Annotated in this window: 18 protein-coding genes; 12 read left to right on the top strand and 6 right to left on the bottom strand. The window is 62.9% G+C overall.

Features of this window, described 5'->3' with window-relative positions; all coding sequences use genetic code 11:
* Window positions 1–19: 19 nt before the first annotated feature.
* Window positions 20–1792: an adenylate/guanylate cyclase domain-containing protein gene (locus tag NKK50_RS14730; protein WP_023668989.1), complete on the bottom strand. Its 1773-nt coding sequence runs from the start codon at window positions 1790–1792 to the stop codon at window positions 20–22.
* Between the two features lie 357 nt (window positions 1793–2149).
* Between NKK50_RS14730 and NKK50_RS14725 the strand changes: the two genes are divergently transcribed.
* From NKK50_RS14725 to NKK50_RS14715, 3 genes are all read left to right on the top strand, one after another.
* Window positions 2150–2407, top strand: coding sequence for a PepSY domain-containing protein (locus tag NKK50_RS14725; protein ID WP_023668990.1), 258 nt, complete (start codon window positions 2150–2152; stop codon window positions 2405–2407).
* Window positions 2408–2490: 83 nt separating this feature from the next.
* Entirely contained in the window at window positions 2491–3231 is a 741-nt protein-coding gene (locus tag NKK50_RS14720) for a lysozyme inhibitor LprI family protein (protein ID WP_023710496.1), read from the top strand.
* A 91-nt stretch (window positions 3232–3322) separates the two neighbouring features.
* On the top strand, window positions 3323–3793 hold the full coding sequence (locus NKK50_RS14715; protein WP_023668992.1) for a hypothetical protein: 471 nt from the start codon (window positions 3323–3325) through the stop codon (window positions 3791–3793).
* Between the two features lie 97 nt (window positions 3794–3890).
* On the opposite strand, the gene NKK50_RS14710 is transcribed toward NKK50_RS14715, so the two are convergent.
* Entirely contained in the window at window positions 3891–5771 is a 1881-nt protein-coding gene (locus NKK50_RS14710) for a L,D-transpeptidase family protein (RefSeq protein WP_352543595.1), read from the bottom strand.
* A gap of 212 nt (window positions 5772–5983) precedes the next feature.
* Complete coding sequence (locus NKK50_RS14705) at window positions 5984–6730, bottom strand: 3-oxoacyl-ACP reductase family protein (RefSeq protein ID WP_352543594.1); 747 nt, start codon at window positions 6728–6730, stop codon at window positions 5984–5986.
* A gap of 98 nt (window positions 6731–6828) precedes the next feature.
* Here NKK50_RS14705 and NKK50_RS14700 point away from each other — a divergent pair, with 98 nt between their 5' ends.
* Together NKK50_RS14700 and NKK50_RS14695 are read left to right on the top strand one after the other, a co-directional pair.
* Window positions 6829–7437, top strand: a complete 609-nt coding sequence (locus tag NKK50_RS14700) for a TetR/AcrR family transcriptional regulator (protein WP_352543593.1) — start codon at window positions 6829–6831, stop codon at window positions 7435–7437.
* A gap of 62 nt (window positions 7438–7499) precedes the next feature.
* Window positions 7500–7898: a rhodanese-like domain-containing protein gene (locus NKK50_RS14695; protein WP_352543592.1), complete on the top strand. Its 399-nt coding sequence runs from the start codon at window positions 7500–7502 to the stop codon at window positions 7896–7898.
* 45 nt (window positions 7899–7943) lie between these two features.
* Here NKK50_RS14695 and NKK50_RS14690 read toward each other — a convergent pair whose 3' ends face one another.
* Complete coding sequence (locus tag NKK50_RS14690) at window positions 7944–8852, bottom strand: alpha/beta hydrolase (RefSeq protein ID WP_352543591.1); 909 nt, start codon at window positions 8850–8852, stop codon at window positions 7944–7946.
* A gap of 48 nt (window positions 8853–8900) precedes the next feature.
* Here NKK50_RS14690 and NKK50_RS14685 point away from each other — a divergent pair, with 48 nt between their 5' ends.
* Window positions 8901–9353: a MarR family winged helix-turn-helix transcriptional regulator gene (locus NKK50_RS14685; RefSeq protein ID WP_352543590.1), complete on the top strand. Its 453-nt coding sequence runs from the start codon at window positions 8901–8903 to the stop codon at window positions 9351–9353.
* A gap of 26 nt (window positions 9354–9379) precedes the next feature.
* On the opposite strand, the gene NKK50_RS14680 is transcribed toward NKK50_RS14685, so the two are convergent.
* Together NKK50_RS14680 and NKK50_RS14675 are read right to left on the bottom strand one after the other, a co-directional pair.
* A complete protein-coding gene (locus NKK50_RS14680) occupies window positions 9380–9991 on the bottom strand; it encodes a pyridoxamine 5'-phosphate oxidase family protein (RefSeq protein ID WP_023682499.1) in 612 nt (203 codons plus the stop codon).
* Between the two features lie 64 nt (window positions 9992–10055).
* Entirely contained in the window at window positions 10056–10409 is a 354-nt protein-coding gene (locus NKK50_RS14675; RefSeq protein ID WP_352543589.1) for a gamma-butyrobetaine hydroxylase family protein, read from the bottom strand.
* Window positions 10410–10609: 200 nt separating this feature from the next.
* Between NKK50_RS14675 and moaA the strand changes: the two genes are divergently transcribed.
* The 6 genes from moaA to mobB all read left to right on the top strand — a co-directional run bounded on the left by moaA (window position 10610) and on the right by mobB (window position 14898).
* Window positions 10610–11605, top strand: a complete 996-nt coding sequence (gene moaA, locus NKK50_RS14670; protein WP_352543588.1) for a GTP 3',8-cyclase MoaA — start codon at window positions 10610–10612, stop codon at window positions 11603–11605.
* A gap of 55 nt (window positions 11606–11660) precedes the next feature.
* On the top strand, window positions 11661–12131 hold the full coding sequence (locus tag NKK50_RS14665; protein ID WP_023726592.1) for a hypothetical protein: 471 nt from the start codon (window positions 11661–11663) through the stop codon (window positions 12129–12131).
* 121 nt (window positions 12132–12252) lie between these two features.
* Window positions 12253–12609 (top strand): hypothetical protein, encoded by a 357-nt coding sequence (locus NKK50_RS14660; RefSeq protein ID WP_023669002.1) that lies wholly within the window; start codon window positions 12253–12255, stop codon window positions 12607–12609.
* Between the two features lie 228 nt (window positions 12610–12837).
* Window positions 12838–13758, top strand: a complete 921-nt coding sequence (locus tag NKK50_RS14655; RefSeq protein ID WP_352543587.1) for a DMT family transporter — start codon at window positions 12838–12840, stop codon at window positions 13756–13758.
* Window positions 13759–13765: 7 nt separating this feature from the next.
* On the top strand, window positions 13766–14398 hold the full coding sequence (mobA, locus tag NKK50_RS14650) for a molybdenum cofactor guanylyltransferase MobA (protein WP_023829844.1): 633 nt from the start codon (window positions 13766–13768) through the stop codon (window positions 14396–14398).
* The gene (mobB, locus tag NKK50_RS14645; protein ID WP_023714210.1) at window positions 14395–14898 is read left to right on the top strand and encodes a molybdopterin-guanine dinucleotide biosynthesis protein B; all 504 of its coding nucleotides are present in this window, start codon (window positions 14395–14397) and stop codon (window positions 14896–14898) included. Before mobA ends, mobB begins: the two co-directional genes overlap by 4 nt.
* The last annotated feature ends 259 nt before the right edge of the window (window positions 14899–15157 follow it).

Below are 15157 nucleotides of genomic sequence, written 5' to 3'. Positions count from 1 at the left end.
GCCAGCATTGACGCCATGTTCATTTGGCCAGTCGGAAATTGGCGACGAGGAACTCGTTCGCGGCCTTGTCGGTGAAAGGTATCCAGCGCACACGCTGTTCTGAAAAATCAGGATGCCGGGTGGTGAAAATGGTCATCTCGCGCCGCGCCTGTTCCGGCCGGCCGCTTCGCATCAGCGCGCCGATCTTCAGGAACCTGGAATAAAAATAGCCGGGAGACAGGTTGAGCGAGCGATCGGCGGCAGCGATCGCCGCCGGCCAGTTCTCGACCAAACAGTAGGCCGCCGTCAGTTCCCCCAGATTGTGGAAGCGGTAGAGGTCGAACGGGCTCAATCGCTCGGTATCGAGAAAGAACGGTATCGCTGACGCGGCATTGCCGAGCAGCAGCTGGGCGCTGCCCATGGCCGAGCGCGCGAAGGCAAAGCTCGGATTGATGTGGATCGCTTCCTCGAAATGGTCGACGGCCGATCGCGGTTCGCCGCGCATGATGTCGACGGCGCCGAGATGGGCGTGCGGGCGTGCATCCAGGCTGTCCACCAGCAACGCCTTGCGGGCAAACTGCTCGACCTTGTTCAAATCGTCGCTGTCGCCGAAACGCAGCCATGCCCGCCAGAAATACCACCACGCCAGTTCATTGAGCACGGCGCTCGAGTTGGCGTCCTCGCGGTACGCCTTCTGGAAGAACTCGAGTGCGGTTTCGGTGTCGCCACGGGTGCGCCGGTTCATGTGCCAGCGGCCGCGTCGCACCAGTTGCCAGGTCTCCAGGCTTTCCCAGGGAACCTGGAAGGTGCGTGCCTGTTCCGCCCGGTCGACCTCCTTGTCGAGGATCGAAACAATCTCAGCGCCGATCTGGTCGCGCAGGTTGAAGATGTCGACCAGATCGCGATCGAAGCGCTGCGACCACACCAGCCGCCCGTTGGACGCGTCGGCCAGCGAGGTGTTGAGGCGGATCTGGCCACCATTGCGCATCAGCGTGCCGCTGACGATGTAGCGCGCGCCGAGCGCGTTGCCGATCACCCGGGTGCCCAGCGTGTCGTCGCGGAACTGGAAGCTGGAGCCCTTGGCGATGACCGAGAGCCATCTGGTGTTGGATAGACCATAGATGATGTCCTCGGCGATGCCGTCGGCCATGTAGCCGATGTCATGCTCGCCGCCATCGGCGTGGAAGGGCAGGACGGCGATCGCCGGCGGCCCCTTGGACGACAGCTTCTGCTGCGCATTGGCCTGGGGAATGGCCGCGAACGACGCCGCCGGCGAGGATCCGTTGCCGCTGCGGCCGGCGATCAGAACGCGCACCGGCAAGGCGATGTTCTTCAGCCTGAATTCGCCGAGATCGGTGAATTCGGCCGCCGTCTTGTCCTTCACATGGTGCCAGGTCGTCTCCGAAACGGCGAGACCGTCGCCCGGCGCGAATTCCTGGATTCTCGCGGCGATGTTGACGTCGTCGCCGTAGAGGCGGCCACCACGCACGATGACGTCGCCGGTGTTGATGCCGGCGCGAAACGGCATGCGCATATCGTCGGCAACCTCGGCGTTGAGGGCGACGATGCGGCCCTGGAAATCAAAGGCCGCGCGCAACGCCTCGATCGGATTGCCGAACTCGGCCATGATGCTGTCGCCGGCGTCGCCGAACGTGCGGCCGCCAAATGTGCCACAGCTGTCGGCGATGATGTCGCGCCGTTCCTCGAATGCCGCGACAGCAGACTCGTCGTCGATGCCCATCAGCCGGGAGAACCCGACGGCATCGATAGAAATGATTGTCGCCAGCTGACGGGTGTAGTTCCGTACAGCCATGTTCGAGCCCCCGCTCCCTTTCTGGTTCTGGTCCAGCACAGGCGACGACCCGTTCCTGAAACACTTCGCCGCGCGCTGAGAGATGAAGATTCCGGCGGGGTTGGCGCGCCATGCCACCCCGCCAGGACCAGAAGTCTAGCAGGGTCTTGGGCAAAGCTCTACCACCATCGGGTTGTCCAGCGCGGGCCGTGGCAGCACTCATGGTTGGCCGGCGGTTGGCGCAAATATTGGCGTGCCGTAGCTCTGAGCGCGGCGATCCAGGGCTTCACGGAACCTGCGCGACGTCAGCACTCGGAACAAACTGTGCTGCCTGCGAGTTTCCGGTGCGGTTCATACCAACGTGAAATGAGGGTAATCATGCGAAATCTTGTTCTGGCGACCGGCGTCGTCGTTCTTCTGGCCGGCTCGACGGCCTTTGCCGCGGATGACAGCCCACTGCCGCCGACGAATGCCCAGAAACTGTCGGCAATCATCGCCAAGGTCGAGCAGCGCGACGGCTTTCGCTATGTGAAGGAGGTCGACTGGGACAAGGACGGGTACACCGTCACCTATTACACCGCCGACAAGGCGAAAGTCGAAATCACCTTCGATCCCGTAACAGCCGAACCGAAATAGCGCTGATACCGCACCGCTTCGGCAATTCCGTCCGCCGCGTTTTTTGCCTACGATGGTGGCAGTTGTCGGACAACGGCGCGACCATGCTTTCTTCCAATCGAATTGCCAACTCGCTTGCGCTTGTCGTTGCACTGGCTGGCGCGGCGGTCTGCCTTGGTCCAGCGCGTGCCGACGGGCCATCCTTCGACTGCCGCAAAGCCAGCCTGCCGGTGGAAAAGGCGATCTGTGCCGACCCGCAACTGTCGGCAATTGATGCCTTGGTCGCCAAGGCCTTTACGGGTTTCGAGCCAGCCTTTGGCCGCGACAAGCGCAAGATCGCCCGTGCGCTCATCACTGACAGGAACGCCTGCGGGCAGGATGCCGCCTGCATCGTCAGCGCCCAGAACAATGCGCTGCAGACCTACGGCAATGCGCCGTCCTGGGTGCAGGATTACAACATCGCCCTGATCGGCAAGAAGGCGCTCGACACCGCAGCCCGCCATCCAGGCAGCCCCGACCAGCCCCTGCCCTCGTCGATCGGGCAATGCGCCTTCACCCACATCACGGCGCTGACTACGCGGCTTGGCGACGACCCGCTGGAAACGGCCAGTCCTGAAGCCGGCAGTGTGACGCGGTTCAGCAATGGCGGCGCCGGGGTTTCCTACGAGCGGGAGCCTGGCCTTGCCAGTTCGAAAGCCGGCGATCCTGTCGTCATGTGCCTGATATCGATCCCGAGGGATTGTCCGCAGGGCGACGAGCGCGGGCGGGTCTATTACGGCGTCGACCTCACGATAAAAGGCACATGGATTTTGCCGGATTCGCAACATCTATGCGGCGGCGCCTGAAGATTTGCCGCAAAGCACTGCTGGATGCACTCTTGCGCCGATCCGCCTTTGATGGCTGAGTGCGCGTAACAGTTGCAGGGCACGGGGGTGCATGGCCATGGTTAAGCATGTTTTGAAGCGCATCCTGATGATGCTTGCCGGCTATTTCGTTTCGGTGCTGATCGGATTGTTCGCGGTCGTGGCGATATATTGCGCACTCGCCGTATTGCCCAACGCGCCGGACTATTTCGGCGCCATGCAATTTTCGCCCATTGTCGTGCTGCTGTGGCCGCCGCTCGGCATGGTCGTCTATTTCTTGACGATCGTGCTGACCGGCCTGCAGACGCTGATCTTCGCGCTGCTCGCCGAATTCTTTGCCCTGCGCAATTTCCTGGTGCACATGCTGTTTGGCGCCGCTGCCGCTGCAGCCGGCTTTTTCCTGGTCTGGCCGGCCGCGGAAGAGGATGCCGGACGCTGGGCCGATATCGGCATCATCGCCGCCGCCGGCCTCGTAGCCGGTCTGGTCTATTGGCTGATCGCGGGCCGCGACGCCGGCTTCCGGCGTCCGCTCATCCAGCGCTGATCGCAGGAAACGGGCGACCGTCCATCGGCCAAAAATCTAATAAAACCAGAGAGACAAAGTGAGTTCCTCGTTCGTTGAACGAGGAACTCCGCTGGTTTCAGCTCGTCGGCGAGCGCACCGCTTCAGTCGCTTCCAGCGCCTGCATCAGCCGCGTGTCGCGGTCGTAGACATCGTTGAAATATTCGACTTTGCCGGACAGGTCCGGCCAGGCAGTGAAGTAGGAGACATAGACGGGAATCGTGCGTGTCACGTCTTCGCTGGCATGGCCGTGCTTGAGCTTTTCGGCGATGTCGTCGACCGAGACGCCGAGCACCGCCGCCGCCATCCCACGTGGATCCTGAAGGCGAATACAGCCATGGCTGAGCGCCCGCATATCGCGCTGGAAGAAGGATTTTTGCGGCGTGTCGTGCATGTAGATGGCGTGCTTGTTGGGGAACAGGATCTTCAGTTCGCCCAGCGCATTGGCTTCGCTCGGCTGCTGGCGCACGCTGTAGGGAATGTTGGCGCCGTAGGCGCCCCAATTGACCGAGGAAGAGGGAACCCGCCTGCCGCGCGAGTCGGTCACCTCGTAGCCGGCACGGTCGAGATAGCCCGGATCGCCACGCAGCCTTGGCAGCATCTCGTTGACGATGATCGACTGCGGCACGCCCCAATAGGGATGGAAATCGACCTGCTTGATCTCCTTGAAGAAGAAGGCGGTCTGGTTGGTGGTCCGGCCGATGACGACGCGGGTCTTCAGCTTCTCCTCGCCATTGTCGATATAGCTGGCGGTGAAGGCGGGCTGGTTGATGAACACCCGCGGGCTGCCGAGATCGGACGGCATCCAGCGCAATTCTTCCAGCGCGACCTGCACCTTCTGCAGCCTGTCGGCCTTGGACGTGCCGGCGAGCGAGGCGACGGTGCGCGGGCCGATGACCCCATCGCCCTTCATGCCGGCCTTCACCTGCACGGCCTTGATGATCGGAACCAGTTCGGGAACATAGACATCGCTGGTGCCGAGACGAGACAGGATCTCGCCATAGGCGCCGCCCATCTCGTCGTCGAGATTGCGCGCGATCAGCGTCAGCAGCTTCGGCAGTTCGGCGCTGGTCTCGCCGGGCTTCAGCAACAGCTTGGGATCGACGACGATTTCGTTTTCGGCGCTCGCCTGCAGCGATTCAAGTTCGACGCGCAGCGCCTGATATTCCGCGTTCTCCGGGTGCCGCGATTCGAGGTAGGTGCGCACTTCCTGGGTGTGGGCCAGCGTCTTGAGCGCGCCTTCCATGTCGACCGGCTTCGGCGGAAATTCATAGTAGCCGGTGATACGATTGGGATCGACGCGCCCGCTCTGGGCGTCACGGGCATAGCGCAGTACGCGCGCCGACAGCGCCATCTCGAAGCGGACGAGTTCCTTCAGATGGGCGTCGGCATCGACTGCCGATGCGTTGGCTGCCGGCACCTCGACCGTGTAGTCGGCCGACGTGAGACCATAGCTTGCGGCTTCGCCAAGCACCCGCACCGCATCCTGGGCGCGGGCATTGGGATTGCCCTCGTTCACCCAGATGAAATCAGGATTGGCAGAGTAATAGGCAATCAATGCCTTGGCGATATCGGGCTCGGCATAGAGTTCATAGTCACTAAGGCCTGCAGCGGCTTCGCGGAAGGCAGTGCTGGTCGCCGACGGCACAAAGGCGGCGTCTTCAGCTGTTGCCACCTGGGGAGGTGCTGCCACCAACGCGGCAAAGTCGACGCGCACCAGCCGGTCGGCCTTGTAGGTGTAGTAGGACGGGCTGCTGATCCTGGTGCCGCCGCCGCCCGATACGGCGGGCTTCGGCTTGCGCTTTGGCGGCGGCGGGAATTCGCCTTGCGGCCTGTGCTTGACGCCACCGCCGAACAGCATGTCGAACAGGCCCTGCGCGCTTGCCTGCGGCACACCGAAGGCCAGTGCTGCCGCCACTGCAAGCGGCATCACGGTGGCTTTATTTCCGAGGAATTTCATTAATCACCCGCTCCGGCTGCAAGCCGGCTCCCGTTCCGCGCCGCTAGACGATCTTGCCAACCGCATGGCGGATGTAAGGCGCTACTATACCGATTCATACCGATTTCGTTAAGCTTCCATAAATTTCCGCAGGCCTGTTGCAGAACGGTTTCACAACATCGTGACGTCTGGAGCGGCGTTGCCGCTCCAGACCGGTCAAAGCGGCTGCTGCTTCAGGCGTTGGCGCCACCGTCGATGGTGAGCGCGGCGCCGGTGACGAAGTGCCCTTCCGGACCGGCGAGCCAGGCAACCATGCCGGCGATCTCGTCAGCCTTGCCGAAGCGGGGCGTCGCCATCTTCCGCCGCTGGTGTTCGGCATGCGGGCCTTCGGCCGGGTTCATGTCGGTGTCGGTCGAACCGGGATGAACGACGTTGGCGGTGATGCCGCGCGGACCGAGGTCTCGCGCCAGCGCCTTGGTCAGGCCGACCAGCGCAGCCTTGCTGGTCGAATAGGCGCTGAGGCTGGTGTCGGTGACGCGCTCGGCCAGATTGCTGCCGATCGAAATGATGCGGCCGCCCTCGCCCATGTGAGCCGCTGCCGCCTTCGAGGCCACGAACGGCGCTCTCAGATTGACCTCAATGGTCTCGTCAAAGTCGGCCAGCGACATCTGTTCGATGGGCGCCGCGCGCCAGATGCCGGCGCTGTTGACCAGGATGTCGAGCCGGCCGAAGGCATTCACCGCCTCGGTGACCGAATTTTCGATGGCGGCAGCGTCGCGATTGTCGGCTTGGATGGAGATCGCGCGACCACCTGCCGCTATAATCTCGGCGACGACAGCTTGGGCCGGCGCCGCACTGTTGACATAGGTGATGGCGACGTCGGCGCCATCGGCCGCGAGCCGCTTCGCAATCGCAGCACCAATGCCGCGGCTGCCGCCGGTGACGAGTGCTGCCTTGCCGTTCAATCCGTTCGCTGACATGTCATGCTCCTTTTATGTAACGATCGATACATAAATCTGGCAACCTTGCCTCGCGACGTCAAGTGAATTATGTATCGGTCAACACAGAAAAGATCGTCATGCCGGAAAGAGGCCGTCCCCGCACCTTCGATCGAACCGCCGCCTTGCGGCAGGCGATGGAGCTGTTCTGGGCCAAAGGCTATGAGGGCACCTCGATCGCCGACCTGACCGCCGCGATGGGGATCAGCTCGCCCAGCCTCTATGCCGCCTTCGGCAGCAAGGAGGCGCTGTTTCTGGAAGCGACCGAGTATTACACCCGCAACGAAGGCACCGAGATCTGGAGCGCGCTGGACGAAGCGCCGACGGTATGCCAGGCGATCGAGAATTTCCTGCGCCAGACGGCAAAAGCGTACTCTCAGGACGACCGCCCGCAGGGCTGTCTTATCGCGCTGGGCGCACTGCACCAGGATTCAAGCAGCGGCGCGATCTGCGATGATTTGCGCCGCCGCCGCGCCGAAAACCACACCCTCTTGCTGAGACGGCTGGAACGCGGTGTGGCGGAAGGCGAATTGCCGGCGGGCTTCGACAGCAACGCGGCGGCGACCTTCTATGCGACGGTCCAGCACGGCATGTCGATCCAGGCCCGCGACGGCGCCTCGTGCGAAGCGCTGATGGCCACAGTGGCCGGAGCGATGGCGGCGTGGCAGGGGCTGGTCGGAACAGCGTGACAAAGCGCGGAGCTTGTGCTGGAAATCCAGTCGGCGGCGAAATGCGCCGGGAGGGATCATCCGTGAAAAAAGGGTATCGCGAGTTGCTCGACGAGGCCAATGCCGATATCGAGGTGGTCTCGCCCGAGGAAGCGGCCGGGCTGCTCGACGACGAGGACACCATCTTCGTCGACCTGCGCGATCCACGCGAGATCGAGCGGGACGGCCAGATCCCCGGCGCCAAACATGCCACTCGCGGCATGCTGGAATTCTGGATCGATCCCGAAAGCCCTTACCACAAGCCGTTCTTTGCCTCGGGCAAAAGCTTCGTCTTCTTTTGCGACGGCGGCTGGCGCTCGGCGCTGGCCACCAAGACGGCGCAGGATATGGGGCTGTCGCCGGTCAAGCACATCCTTGGCGGCTATACCGCCTGGAAGGCGGCCGGATTGCCCGTCGAGCCGGGCGGCAAGAAGAACGGTTAGCTCACCGCTCCGGCGTTGTCGGAGTCGACAATACACCCATTGGAATCAATGCAGTATCAGCTCGCACTCGTTTTTGACAAAAGTCACAGCGCGTTCGACAACACCTTTGTCGGCGAGAATGCGACGGTGGCCGAGCCCATCGGCCCAGTGCAGCCGCACATGGCTGCCGGCGCCGGCATAACGTGTGGCATGATCGGCGGGGACTTCGCGGTCGTCCGGCGCGTGGATGACCAGCGTCGGCACCGGCGCCTCAGCCAACTGGCGGTCGCCGGTGAATTCATGCAGCGGCCGGCCCGACAACCTTTTCACCTGATCGGCCATGGAAACCTGCGAACGCGGACCGACATTGAGCATGCGGCTGAAGTCGGCGAAGATCGCCGGCAGGGAACTTGGCGCGGCGACCAGCACCAGCCGCTCGGCCGCGACGGGCTGGATACCCTTGATCGAACCGGCAATGGCATTGGCGGCGACGGCGCCACCGAAGGAATGGCCGACGATCGCCTTGAACGGACCGAACCATTCGCCGGCGACCCTGACCGCCTCGACCGCATTGACCATATTGAGATGACGGCCCAGCGACTGGCCATGGCCCGGCAGGTCGAGCGAGGCGACCCGGTAGCCCGCATCGCGAAAGCCTTCGATCAGCGCCCGCATATATTCCGTGCGCGAACGCCAGCCATGGACCACCAGCACCGTGCCGGCGGACGCCCTGCCCGGCTCGGGCCGGAATTCGTGCACCATGACGCAGCCGGCCTTGGTCGGCAGCCGATGATGGCGCGCCTCGGCCATGAAGCCGGCGGCGCGGTCGACCGCACGCCGTTCACCGTCGCTGAGCGCCTTGACGCTGGGCGTGCGGCAGAACAGTTCGAAGGCGGCGCGCCCGCTCAGGCGGGGCGCCACATGCTCGGCGGCGCGGAACACGCCCCGGATGACCTTCAGTCCAAATGATGCCATAGTGGCGATCCATCCATTCCGTTCAAGCATGAACATAATAGTTCAAACATGAACATTAAACAAGAGCTGCCCTGGGACAACCCGCGCTTTCGCAACTGGGTCGCGGTGGCGCGCGCCTGCCATGTGCTGGAGCGTACGCTGGCGGTAAAGCTGGCGCCGCTGGATCTCAAGCCGGCGCAGCTCGACGTGCTGATGAACCTCTATCGCCATCCCGGCATGTCGCAGCACGATCTCGCCCGCAAACTGCTGGTCGGCCGCTCCAACATCACCATGCTGTTGCCGCAGCTCGAGGCGCGCGGCCTGCTGCGCCGCGAAGGCGACGAGAAGGACAAGCGCGTGCTGCGGCTGACGCTTACCGAGGCCGGCACGGAGCTCCTGATGAAAGCGCTGAACGTGCATATGGCGCTGATCGAAAAGGCGATGAGCCAGTCGACAGCGGAACAGTGCGACATGATCGGTGAACAGATGCGCAAGATCTATGACGTACTGAAGGATACCTGAGCCGTTCGATCCACGCGCCTCCCACCTCACCACATCGTCTTCTTCGCCCGCTCCGGCCATTCCTTGTCGTAAGTACCGGCATCGATATTCTTGCGGCTGGTGACTTCCAGGATTGTTCCGGGTGTCGGCAGCGATTTCGGGTCGACGTGCTTTGCCGGATTCCACAGCTCCGAGCGAACGATGGCGCGGGCGCACTGGAAATAGACCGAATCGACATCGACCACGGTGACCGAGCGCGCCGGCTTGCCTTCGACGGCGAAGGAGGCGCAAAGCGCGGCGTCGGTGGTGATGCGGGCGCGGCCGTTGACGCGCAGCGTCGTGCCCGAACCCGGCACAAGAAACAGCAGCCCGACGCGTGGATCGCGGATGATGTTCTTAAGCGAATCGGCGCGGTTGTTGCCGCGTCGGTCCGGCATCATCAGCGTTCTCGGGTCATGCATGCGCACAAAGCCGGCGAGATCGCCGCGCGGCGAGCAGTCCAGCCCTTCCGGCCCGCTCGTCGCCAGAGCGACAAAAGGCGAGGCTTCGATGAAGGCGGCATATTCGGGAATGACGTGGTCGAGTTCCTTGACCGTCGACGCTTCGCCGGGCAGGCCGTAGAGGGCTTCGAGCTGTTCGACCGTGGTGATGTCAGACATTTTCCCGTCTCCGAACCTTTGCCAGCGTTATCCCCAGTCAATGACGTTTTGCGGACAGTGCCGACTAGGAGTCGCGGCTCAGTCCCTTCTCCTGGAGCTCGGCGAGATAGGCATTCCAGCGCGCGTCCCTTTCGTGGCCGAGCGTGTGCAGGTAATTCCAGGTGAAGATGCCGGTGTCGTGAAAATCGTCGAAGGTGATGCGCACGGCGTAGTTGCCGACCGGCTCGATCTTCAGGATAGCAACGTTACGCTTGCCGGGAACCGTCACCCGCTGGTCCGGCGAATGGCCCTGCACCTCGGCCGAGGGCGAAGCGACGCGCAGCAATTCGGCCGGCAGTTCGAACGGCCGATGATCGGGAAAGGTGACGGACAGCAGTTTTCTGTCCTTCGAGACCCTGAGTTCCTTCGGCGCCGTCATTGTTCTGCATCCCGCATCAATCCGCCCTTCCCTACGCTGCTTCGCGCGAGCGGAAAAGGCCATTTGGACCCGGCCGACATCGGATGTCGGCCAGGGAATGTCACCAAAGATCGAGAGCGGCTATCTTGAATGGCGGGTTGGATCGTATCACATAGCCGTATATAACGGCACCACTCGCAGCATTGGAAACGCTTGAACGCATGGACATGATCGATCCCTTCGGTCGCACGATCAGCTACTTGCGCGTGTCGGTCACCGACCGCTGCGATTTCCGCTGCACCTATTGCATGGCCGAGGACATGGCGTTCCTGCCCAAGAAGGACCTGCTGTCGCTCGAGGAACTCGACCGGCTCTGCACCGTCTTCATCGAAAAGGGCGTGCGCAAACTGCGCCTCACCGGCGGCGAGCCGCTGGTGCGCAAGAACATCATGCATCTGGTGCGCCAGTTGTCGCGGCACTTGAAGAGCGGCGCGCTGGAAGAGTTGACGCTGACCACCAATGGCTCGCAGCTGTCGCGCTTTGCCGCTGAGCTTGCCGATTGCGGTGTCGAGCGCATCAATGTCTCGCTCGACACGCTCGATGCCGACAAGTTCCACGCCATCACCCGCTGGGGCCATCTAGACAAGGTCATGCAAGGCATCGATGCCGCGCAGGCGGCGGGGCTGAAGGTGAAGCTCAACGCCGTTGCGCTGAAGGACTTCAACGACGTCGAGCTGCCGGAGATGATGCGCTGGGCGCATGGCCGCGGCATGGACTTGACCGTCATCGAGACCATGCCGATGGGCGAGATCGACGCCGACCGCACCGACCAGTATCTGCCGCTATCGCTGCTGCGCGCTTCGCTCGAGCGCCAGTTCACGCTGAGCGACATCCCCTACAAGACCGGCGGTCCGGCCCGCTACGTCCATGTCGCAGAGACCGGCGGCAGGCTGGGCTTCATCACGCCGATGACGCATAATTTCTGCGAAAGCTGCAACCGCGTGCGGCTGACCTGCACCGGCACGCTCTATATGTGCCTGGGCCAGGAGGATGCCGCCGACCTGCGCGCACCGTTGCGTACCTCGGAAGGCAACGAACTGGTCGCTGCTGCCATCGACGAAGCGATCGGCCGCAAGCCGAAAGGCCATGATTTCATCATCGACCGCCGCACCAGCCGCCCGTCGGTGTCGAGACATATGAGCGTCACCGGCGGCTGATTTTCTCCGCGATTTGGTGCAAGGAATGTCTCCCATTGTCGGCTGGAGACATCGAATGAAGCGTCTTTCCATTGGATTGGCAGTTGCACTGATCGCGGCAGGCAGCGCCAATGCAGCGCCGTTCACCTACACCAATGCGCGCTTCGGCACGGTCTGCACCTTTCCCGACGACATCTTCACCGATCGCCAGCCCGAGCCGTACAATGGCGACGGACAGCAGTGGCTCAGCGCCGACGGCGCCAGCCTGATCTGCTCCGGTATTTTCAACGTCAGTGACGACACCCCAAAGAGCTTCGTCGCCGAGGAGAAGGCAATCAAGGAAGCGGGCTACCAGATCAGCTACAGCAAGACCGGCAAGAACTGGGCGGTGCTGTCGGGACTGAAGGATGGCAAGATTTTTTACGAACGGCGCCTGTTCGGCAAGGACGGCGTCATCCGCACCGTGCGGATCGACTATCCGCCGGCCGTTAAAGCGAAATACGATCCGCTGGTCGGCGCCATTGCCGGCAGCCTCAAAGGACCGTGAGCTTTTCGGACACACACCAGAAAAAGTCTCATGCGCATATAGCTGGCGGATTTACCGCAAGCGCGTTCGAGCCTAGATTCCTGGACATAGCGGCTCGTCGCTCGGTTTGGGGGAATACGACATGCGCACATTCTTACTTTCTCTTGCAATGCTTGGGTTTGCCGCCGCGCCGGCAGCAGCACAGTCCATCGGTGGCAGCTACACCGTCGCGGGCACCAATTTCGACGGCTCGAAATATGGCGGCGAAGCCACCATCACGCTGACCAGCGAGACCACCTGTACCATCCATTGGGAGACCGGCGGATCATCGTCGGACGGCATCTGCATGCGCAACGACGATGCCTTTTCCGCCGGCTATGTCATGGGCAAGGAAATCGGTCTCGTCGTCTACAAGGTAGAGGATGACGGCTCGCTGCACGGCCTGTGGACCATCGCCGGCAAGAACGGCAGCGGCACCGAGGTGCTGACGCCGAAATGAGCCTGCTGGTCATCCAGCCAGCCCTCTCAGGGATTTCTATTGGCCACGGGTGAAAATCCTTGGCCTATTTCTTTGACGTTGCTGTCTTGCCGCCGGCTGCTACAGGCTTGAGCGGTTCACCGTTTCGCCGAAACGTCGAACCGCTTTATTCTTTGTTTTCACGCAATTCCGGACGGAAAACCGTTTCACACTTTTCCTGGAATTGCTCTTGCAAAACCGGTAACGCCCTTGCCTCTTTCCCCAAACATTCGCGGCGCGCTGTGCATGATGGTGGCCATGATCGGCTTCACCCTCAACGACGCCATTACCAAGTTCTCGTCGGAATCGATGAACATGGCGCAAGTCATGCTGGTGCGGGGCGCCTTTGCGTCGCTGCTGGTCGGCCTGCTCGCCTGGCAGCAAGGTGCGCTCGCACGGCCGGGCTCGATGCTGCAGCCGCTGGTGGCGCTTCGCGTGGTCGCCGAGGCCGGCGCCACCGTCGCCTTCCTTGTCGCATTGGCGCATCTGCCGATCGCCAATGTCTCCGCGGTGCTGCAGGCGCTGCCGCTGGCGGTGACGATGGGGGCGGCACTCGTATTCAGCGAAGCGGTCGGCTGGCGGCGCTGGCTGGCGATCGCCGTCGGCTTCGGCGGCGTGCTGATCATCGTGCGGCCAGGCTTCGAAGGCTTCAGCGTCTATTCGCTGTACGCACTCGTCAGCGTCGCCTGTTGCGCAGTACGTGACCTCGCCACCAAGCGCATCCCGAGGGCTATCCCGACCTTGCTGGTGTCGACGGCAACGGCAATCGCCATGACCATCGTTGGCGCCGTGCTGCTGTCGCCGATGGGTGGCTGGACGCCGATGTCCGGCAAAGGCACGGCACTGTTGGCATTGGCGGCGGTGCTGGTGCTGATCGGCTACCAGTTCATCATCATGGCAATGCGGGCCGGCGACATCTCCTTCATTGCGCCATTCCGCTACACCGCCCTCTTTTGGTCGATGCTGCTTGGCCTCATCATCTTCGGCGATGTTCCCGACCTGCCGATGATCTTCGGCTCCGCCATCATCATCGGCTCCGGCCTCTACGCGCTCTATCGCGAGCGGGTCGCCGGCCGGCAAAAACCCGCAGCCGAAAGCGCTGGACCCGACATGGCGCCGGACGGCATATAGTTTGGCCATGAGCCAAGACATTGCAGGAATTATCCTCGCCGGAGGCCTATCACGGCGCATGGGCGGCGGCGACAAGACTTTGCTGGGGCTTGGCGGGCGTCCGCTTCTCGACCATGTCGTTGCCCGCCTGGCGCCGCAGGTCGGATCGCTGGCGGTCAGCGCCAATGGTGACCCGGCGCGCTTCGCCGCGGCCGGTCTTCCGGTTCTCGCCGATACGGTCGAAGGCTATGCCGGACCTCTTGCCGGAATCCTCACCGGCCTCGAATGGGCGGCAGCGAATACCGCTTTCAAGGCATTGGCGACGGCCGCCGGCGACACGCCGTTCCTGCCGGTGGATCTGGTGGCAAAGCTGGCCGCTGCCGCGACCAGTCGGCCGGGCTCGATGGCGGTTGCCAGTTCCGGCGGCCGGCAGCATCCGACCTTCGCGCTGTGGCCGCTCGGGCTGCGTGAGGCCTTGCGTCATTTCCTGATCGACGAGGACAACAGGCGCGTCTCCGCCTTCATCGAGCGGCACGACTGTGTCGAAGTGGAATTTCCGTTGCTGGCCCACGGCAGTGACGAGATCGACCCGTTCTTCAACATCAACACACCGCACGACCTTGCGGTGGCCGAGCGTCTGTTGCAGAGCATCGGCCCATGAACATCTTCGGCATCACCGGCTGGAAGAATTCCGGCAAGACCACACTGACCGAGAAGCTGGTCACAGAGCTCGTCCGGCGCGGCTGGACGGTGTCGACGGTCAAACACGCCCATCATGAGTTCGACATCGACAAGCCTGGCGCCGACAGCTTTCGCCACCGCCAGGCGGGCGCCACCGAAGTCGCGGTGGTGTCGGGCAAACGCTGGGCGCTGATGCATGAATTGCGCGGTGAGGACGAGCCGACGCTGGAGACGGTCCTGTCGCGGTTGGCCCCGTGCGACATCGTGCTGGTCGAAGGCTACAAGCGCGAGGCGCACAAAAAGATCGAGACCCGGCGGCGGGAGGCCAAGGACCGCTCGCCGCTGTCGGCCAACGACGGACATATCGTGGCGATTGCCGCCGACTTCGCGGTTACCGGCGAAAGCCTGCCTGTGTTCGATCTCGACGACTCGGGAGGGATAGCCGACTTCATCGAGCGCATGACCGGCCTCAAACCTTGAGGCCCCTGCCCTCGCCCGGGTCAGCCGCCCTCTTCAGCCGTTGCATTGTCTAAGCGCGTCGCGCCTGAACGGCCTCATGCGACGCGCTTCAGGTTGTTTTATTTATGCATGTCGTCGTCCCAAAACCGCTGCGCACTTTTGGGCGACATGCATTAACCCGGCGTCGGCATTGGCTGGACCCGCAAATCCCGCAAGCAACGGTTTTACAGTTGCTTTTCTCCCGAAAACAGTGGGAGTATCGCGCCAGCGGGCGGTCAAA

Source organism: Mesorhizobium sp. M0001 (genome assembly GCF_040324255.1).
Taxonomy (GTDB): Bacteria; Pseudomonadota; Alphaproteobacteria; order Rhizobiales; family Rhizobiaceae; genus Mesorhizobium.
Note: the sequence above shows the minus strand (reverse complement) of the source record. Positions and strands in the feature narration are given on the sequence as shown.

Coding starts and splice junctions, on each gene's coding strand:
- NKK50_RS14730 (WP_023668989.1), bottom strand. CDS start 1,792: ATGGCTGTACGGAACTACACCCGTCAGCTGGCGACAATCATTTCTATC.
- NKK50_RS14725 (WP_023668990.1), top strand. CDS start 2,150: ATGCGAAATCTTGTTCTGGCGACCGGCGTCGTCGTTCTTCTGGCCGGC.
- NKK50_RS14720 (WP_023710496.1), top strand. CDS start 2,491: ATGCTTTCTTCCAATCGAATTGCCAACTCGCTTGCGCTTGTCGTTGCA.
- NKK50_RS14715 (WP_023668992.1), top strand. CDS start 3,323: ATGGCCATGGTTAAGCATGTTTTGAAGCGCATCCTGATGATGCTTGCC.
- NKK50_RS14710 (WP_352543595.1), bottom strand. CDS start 5,771: ATGAAATTCCTCGGAAATAAAGCCACCGTGATGCCGCTTGCAGTGGCG.
- NKK50_RS14705 (WP_352543594.1), bottom strand. CDS start 6,730: ATGTCAGCGAACGGATTGAACGGCAAGGCAGCACTCGTCACCGGCGGC.
- NKK50_RS14700 (WP_352543593.1), top strand. CDS start 6,829: ATGCCGGAAAGAGGCCGTCCCCGCACCTTCGATCGAACCGCCGCCTTG.
- NKK50_RS14690 (WP_352543591.1), bottom strand. CDS start 8,852: ATGGCATCATTTGGACTGAAGGTCATCCGGGGCGTGTTCCGCGCCGCC.
- NKK50_RS14685 (WP_352543590.1), top strand. CDS start 8,901: ATGAACATTAAACAAGAGCTGCCCTGGGACAACCCGCGCTTTCGCAAC.
- NKK50_RS14680 (WP_023682499.1), bottom strand. CDS start 9,991: ATGTCTGACATCACCACGGTCGAACAGCTCGAAGCCCTCTACGGCCTG.
- NKK50_RS14675 (WP_352543589.1), bottom strand. CDS start 10,409: ATGACGGCGCCGAAGGAACTCAGGGTCTCGAAGGACAGAAAACTGCTG.
- moaA (WP_352543588.1), top strand. CDS start 10,610: ATGGACATGATCGATCCCTTCGGTCGCACGATCAGCTACTTGCGCGTG.
- NKK50_RS14665 (WP_023726592.1), top strand. CDS start 11,661: ATGAAGCGTCTTTCCATTGGATTGGCAGTTGCACTGATCGCGGCAGGC.
- NKK50_RS14660 (WP_023669002.1), top strand. CDS start 12,253: ATGCGCACATTCTTACTTTCTCTTGCAATGCTTGGGTTTGCCGCCGCG.
- mobA (WP_023829844.1), top strand. CDS start 13,766: ATGAGCCAAGACATTGCAGGAATTATCCTCGCCGGAGGCCTATCACGG.
- mobB (WP_023714210.1), top strand. CDS start 14,395: ATGAACATCTTCGGCATCACCGGCTGGAAGAATTCCGGCAAGACCACA.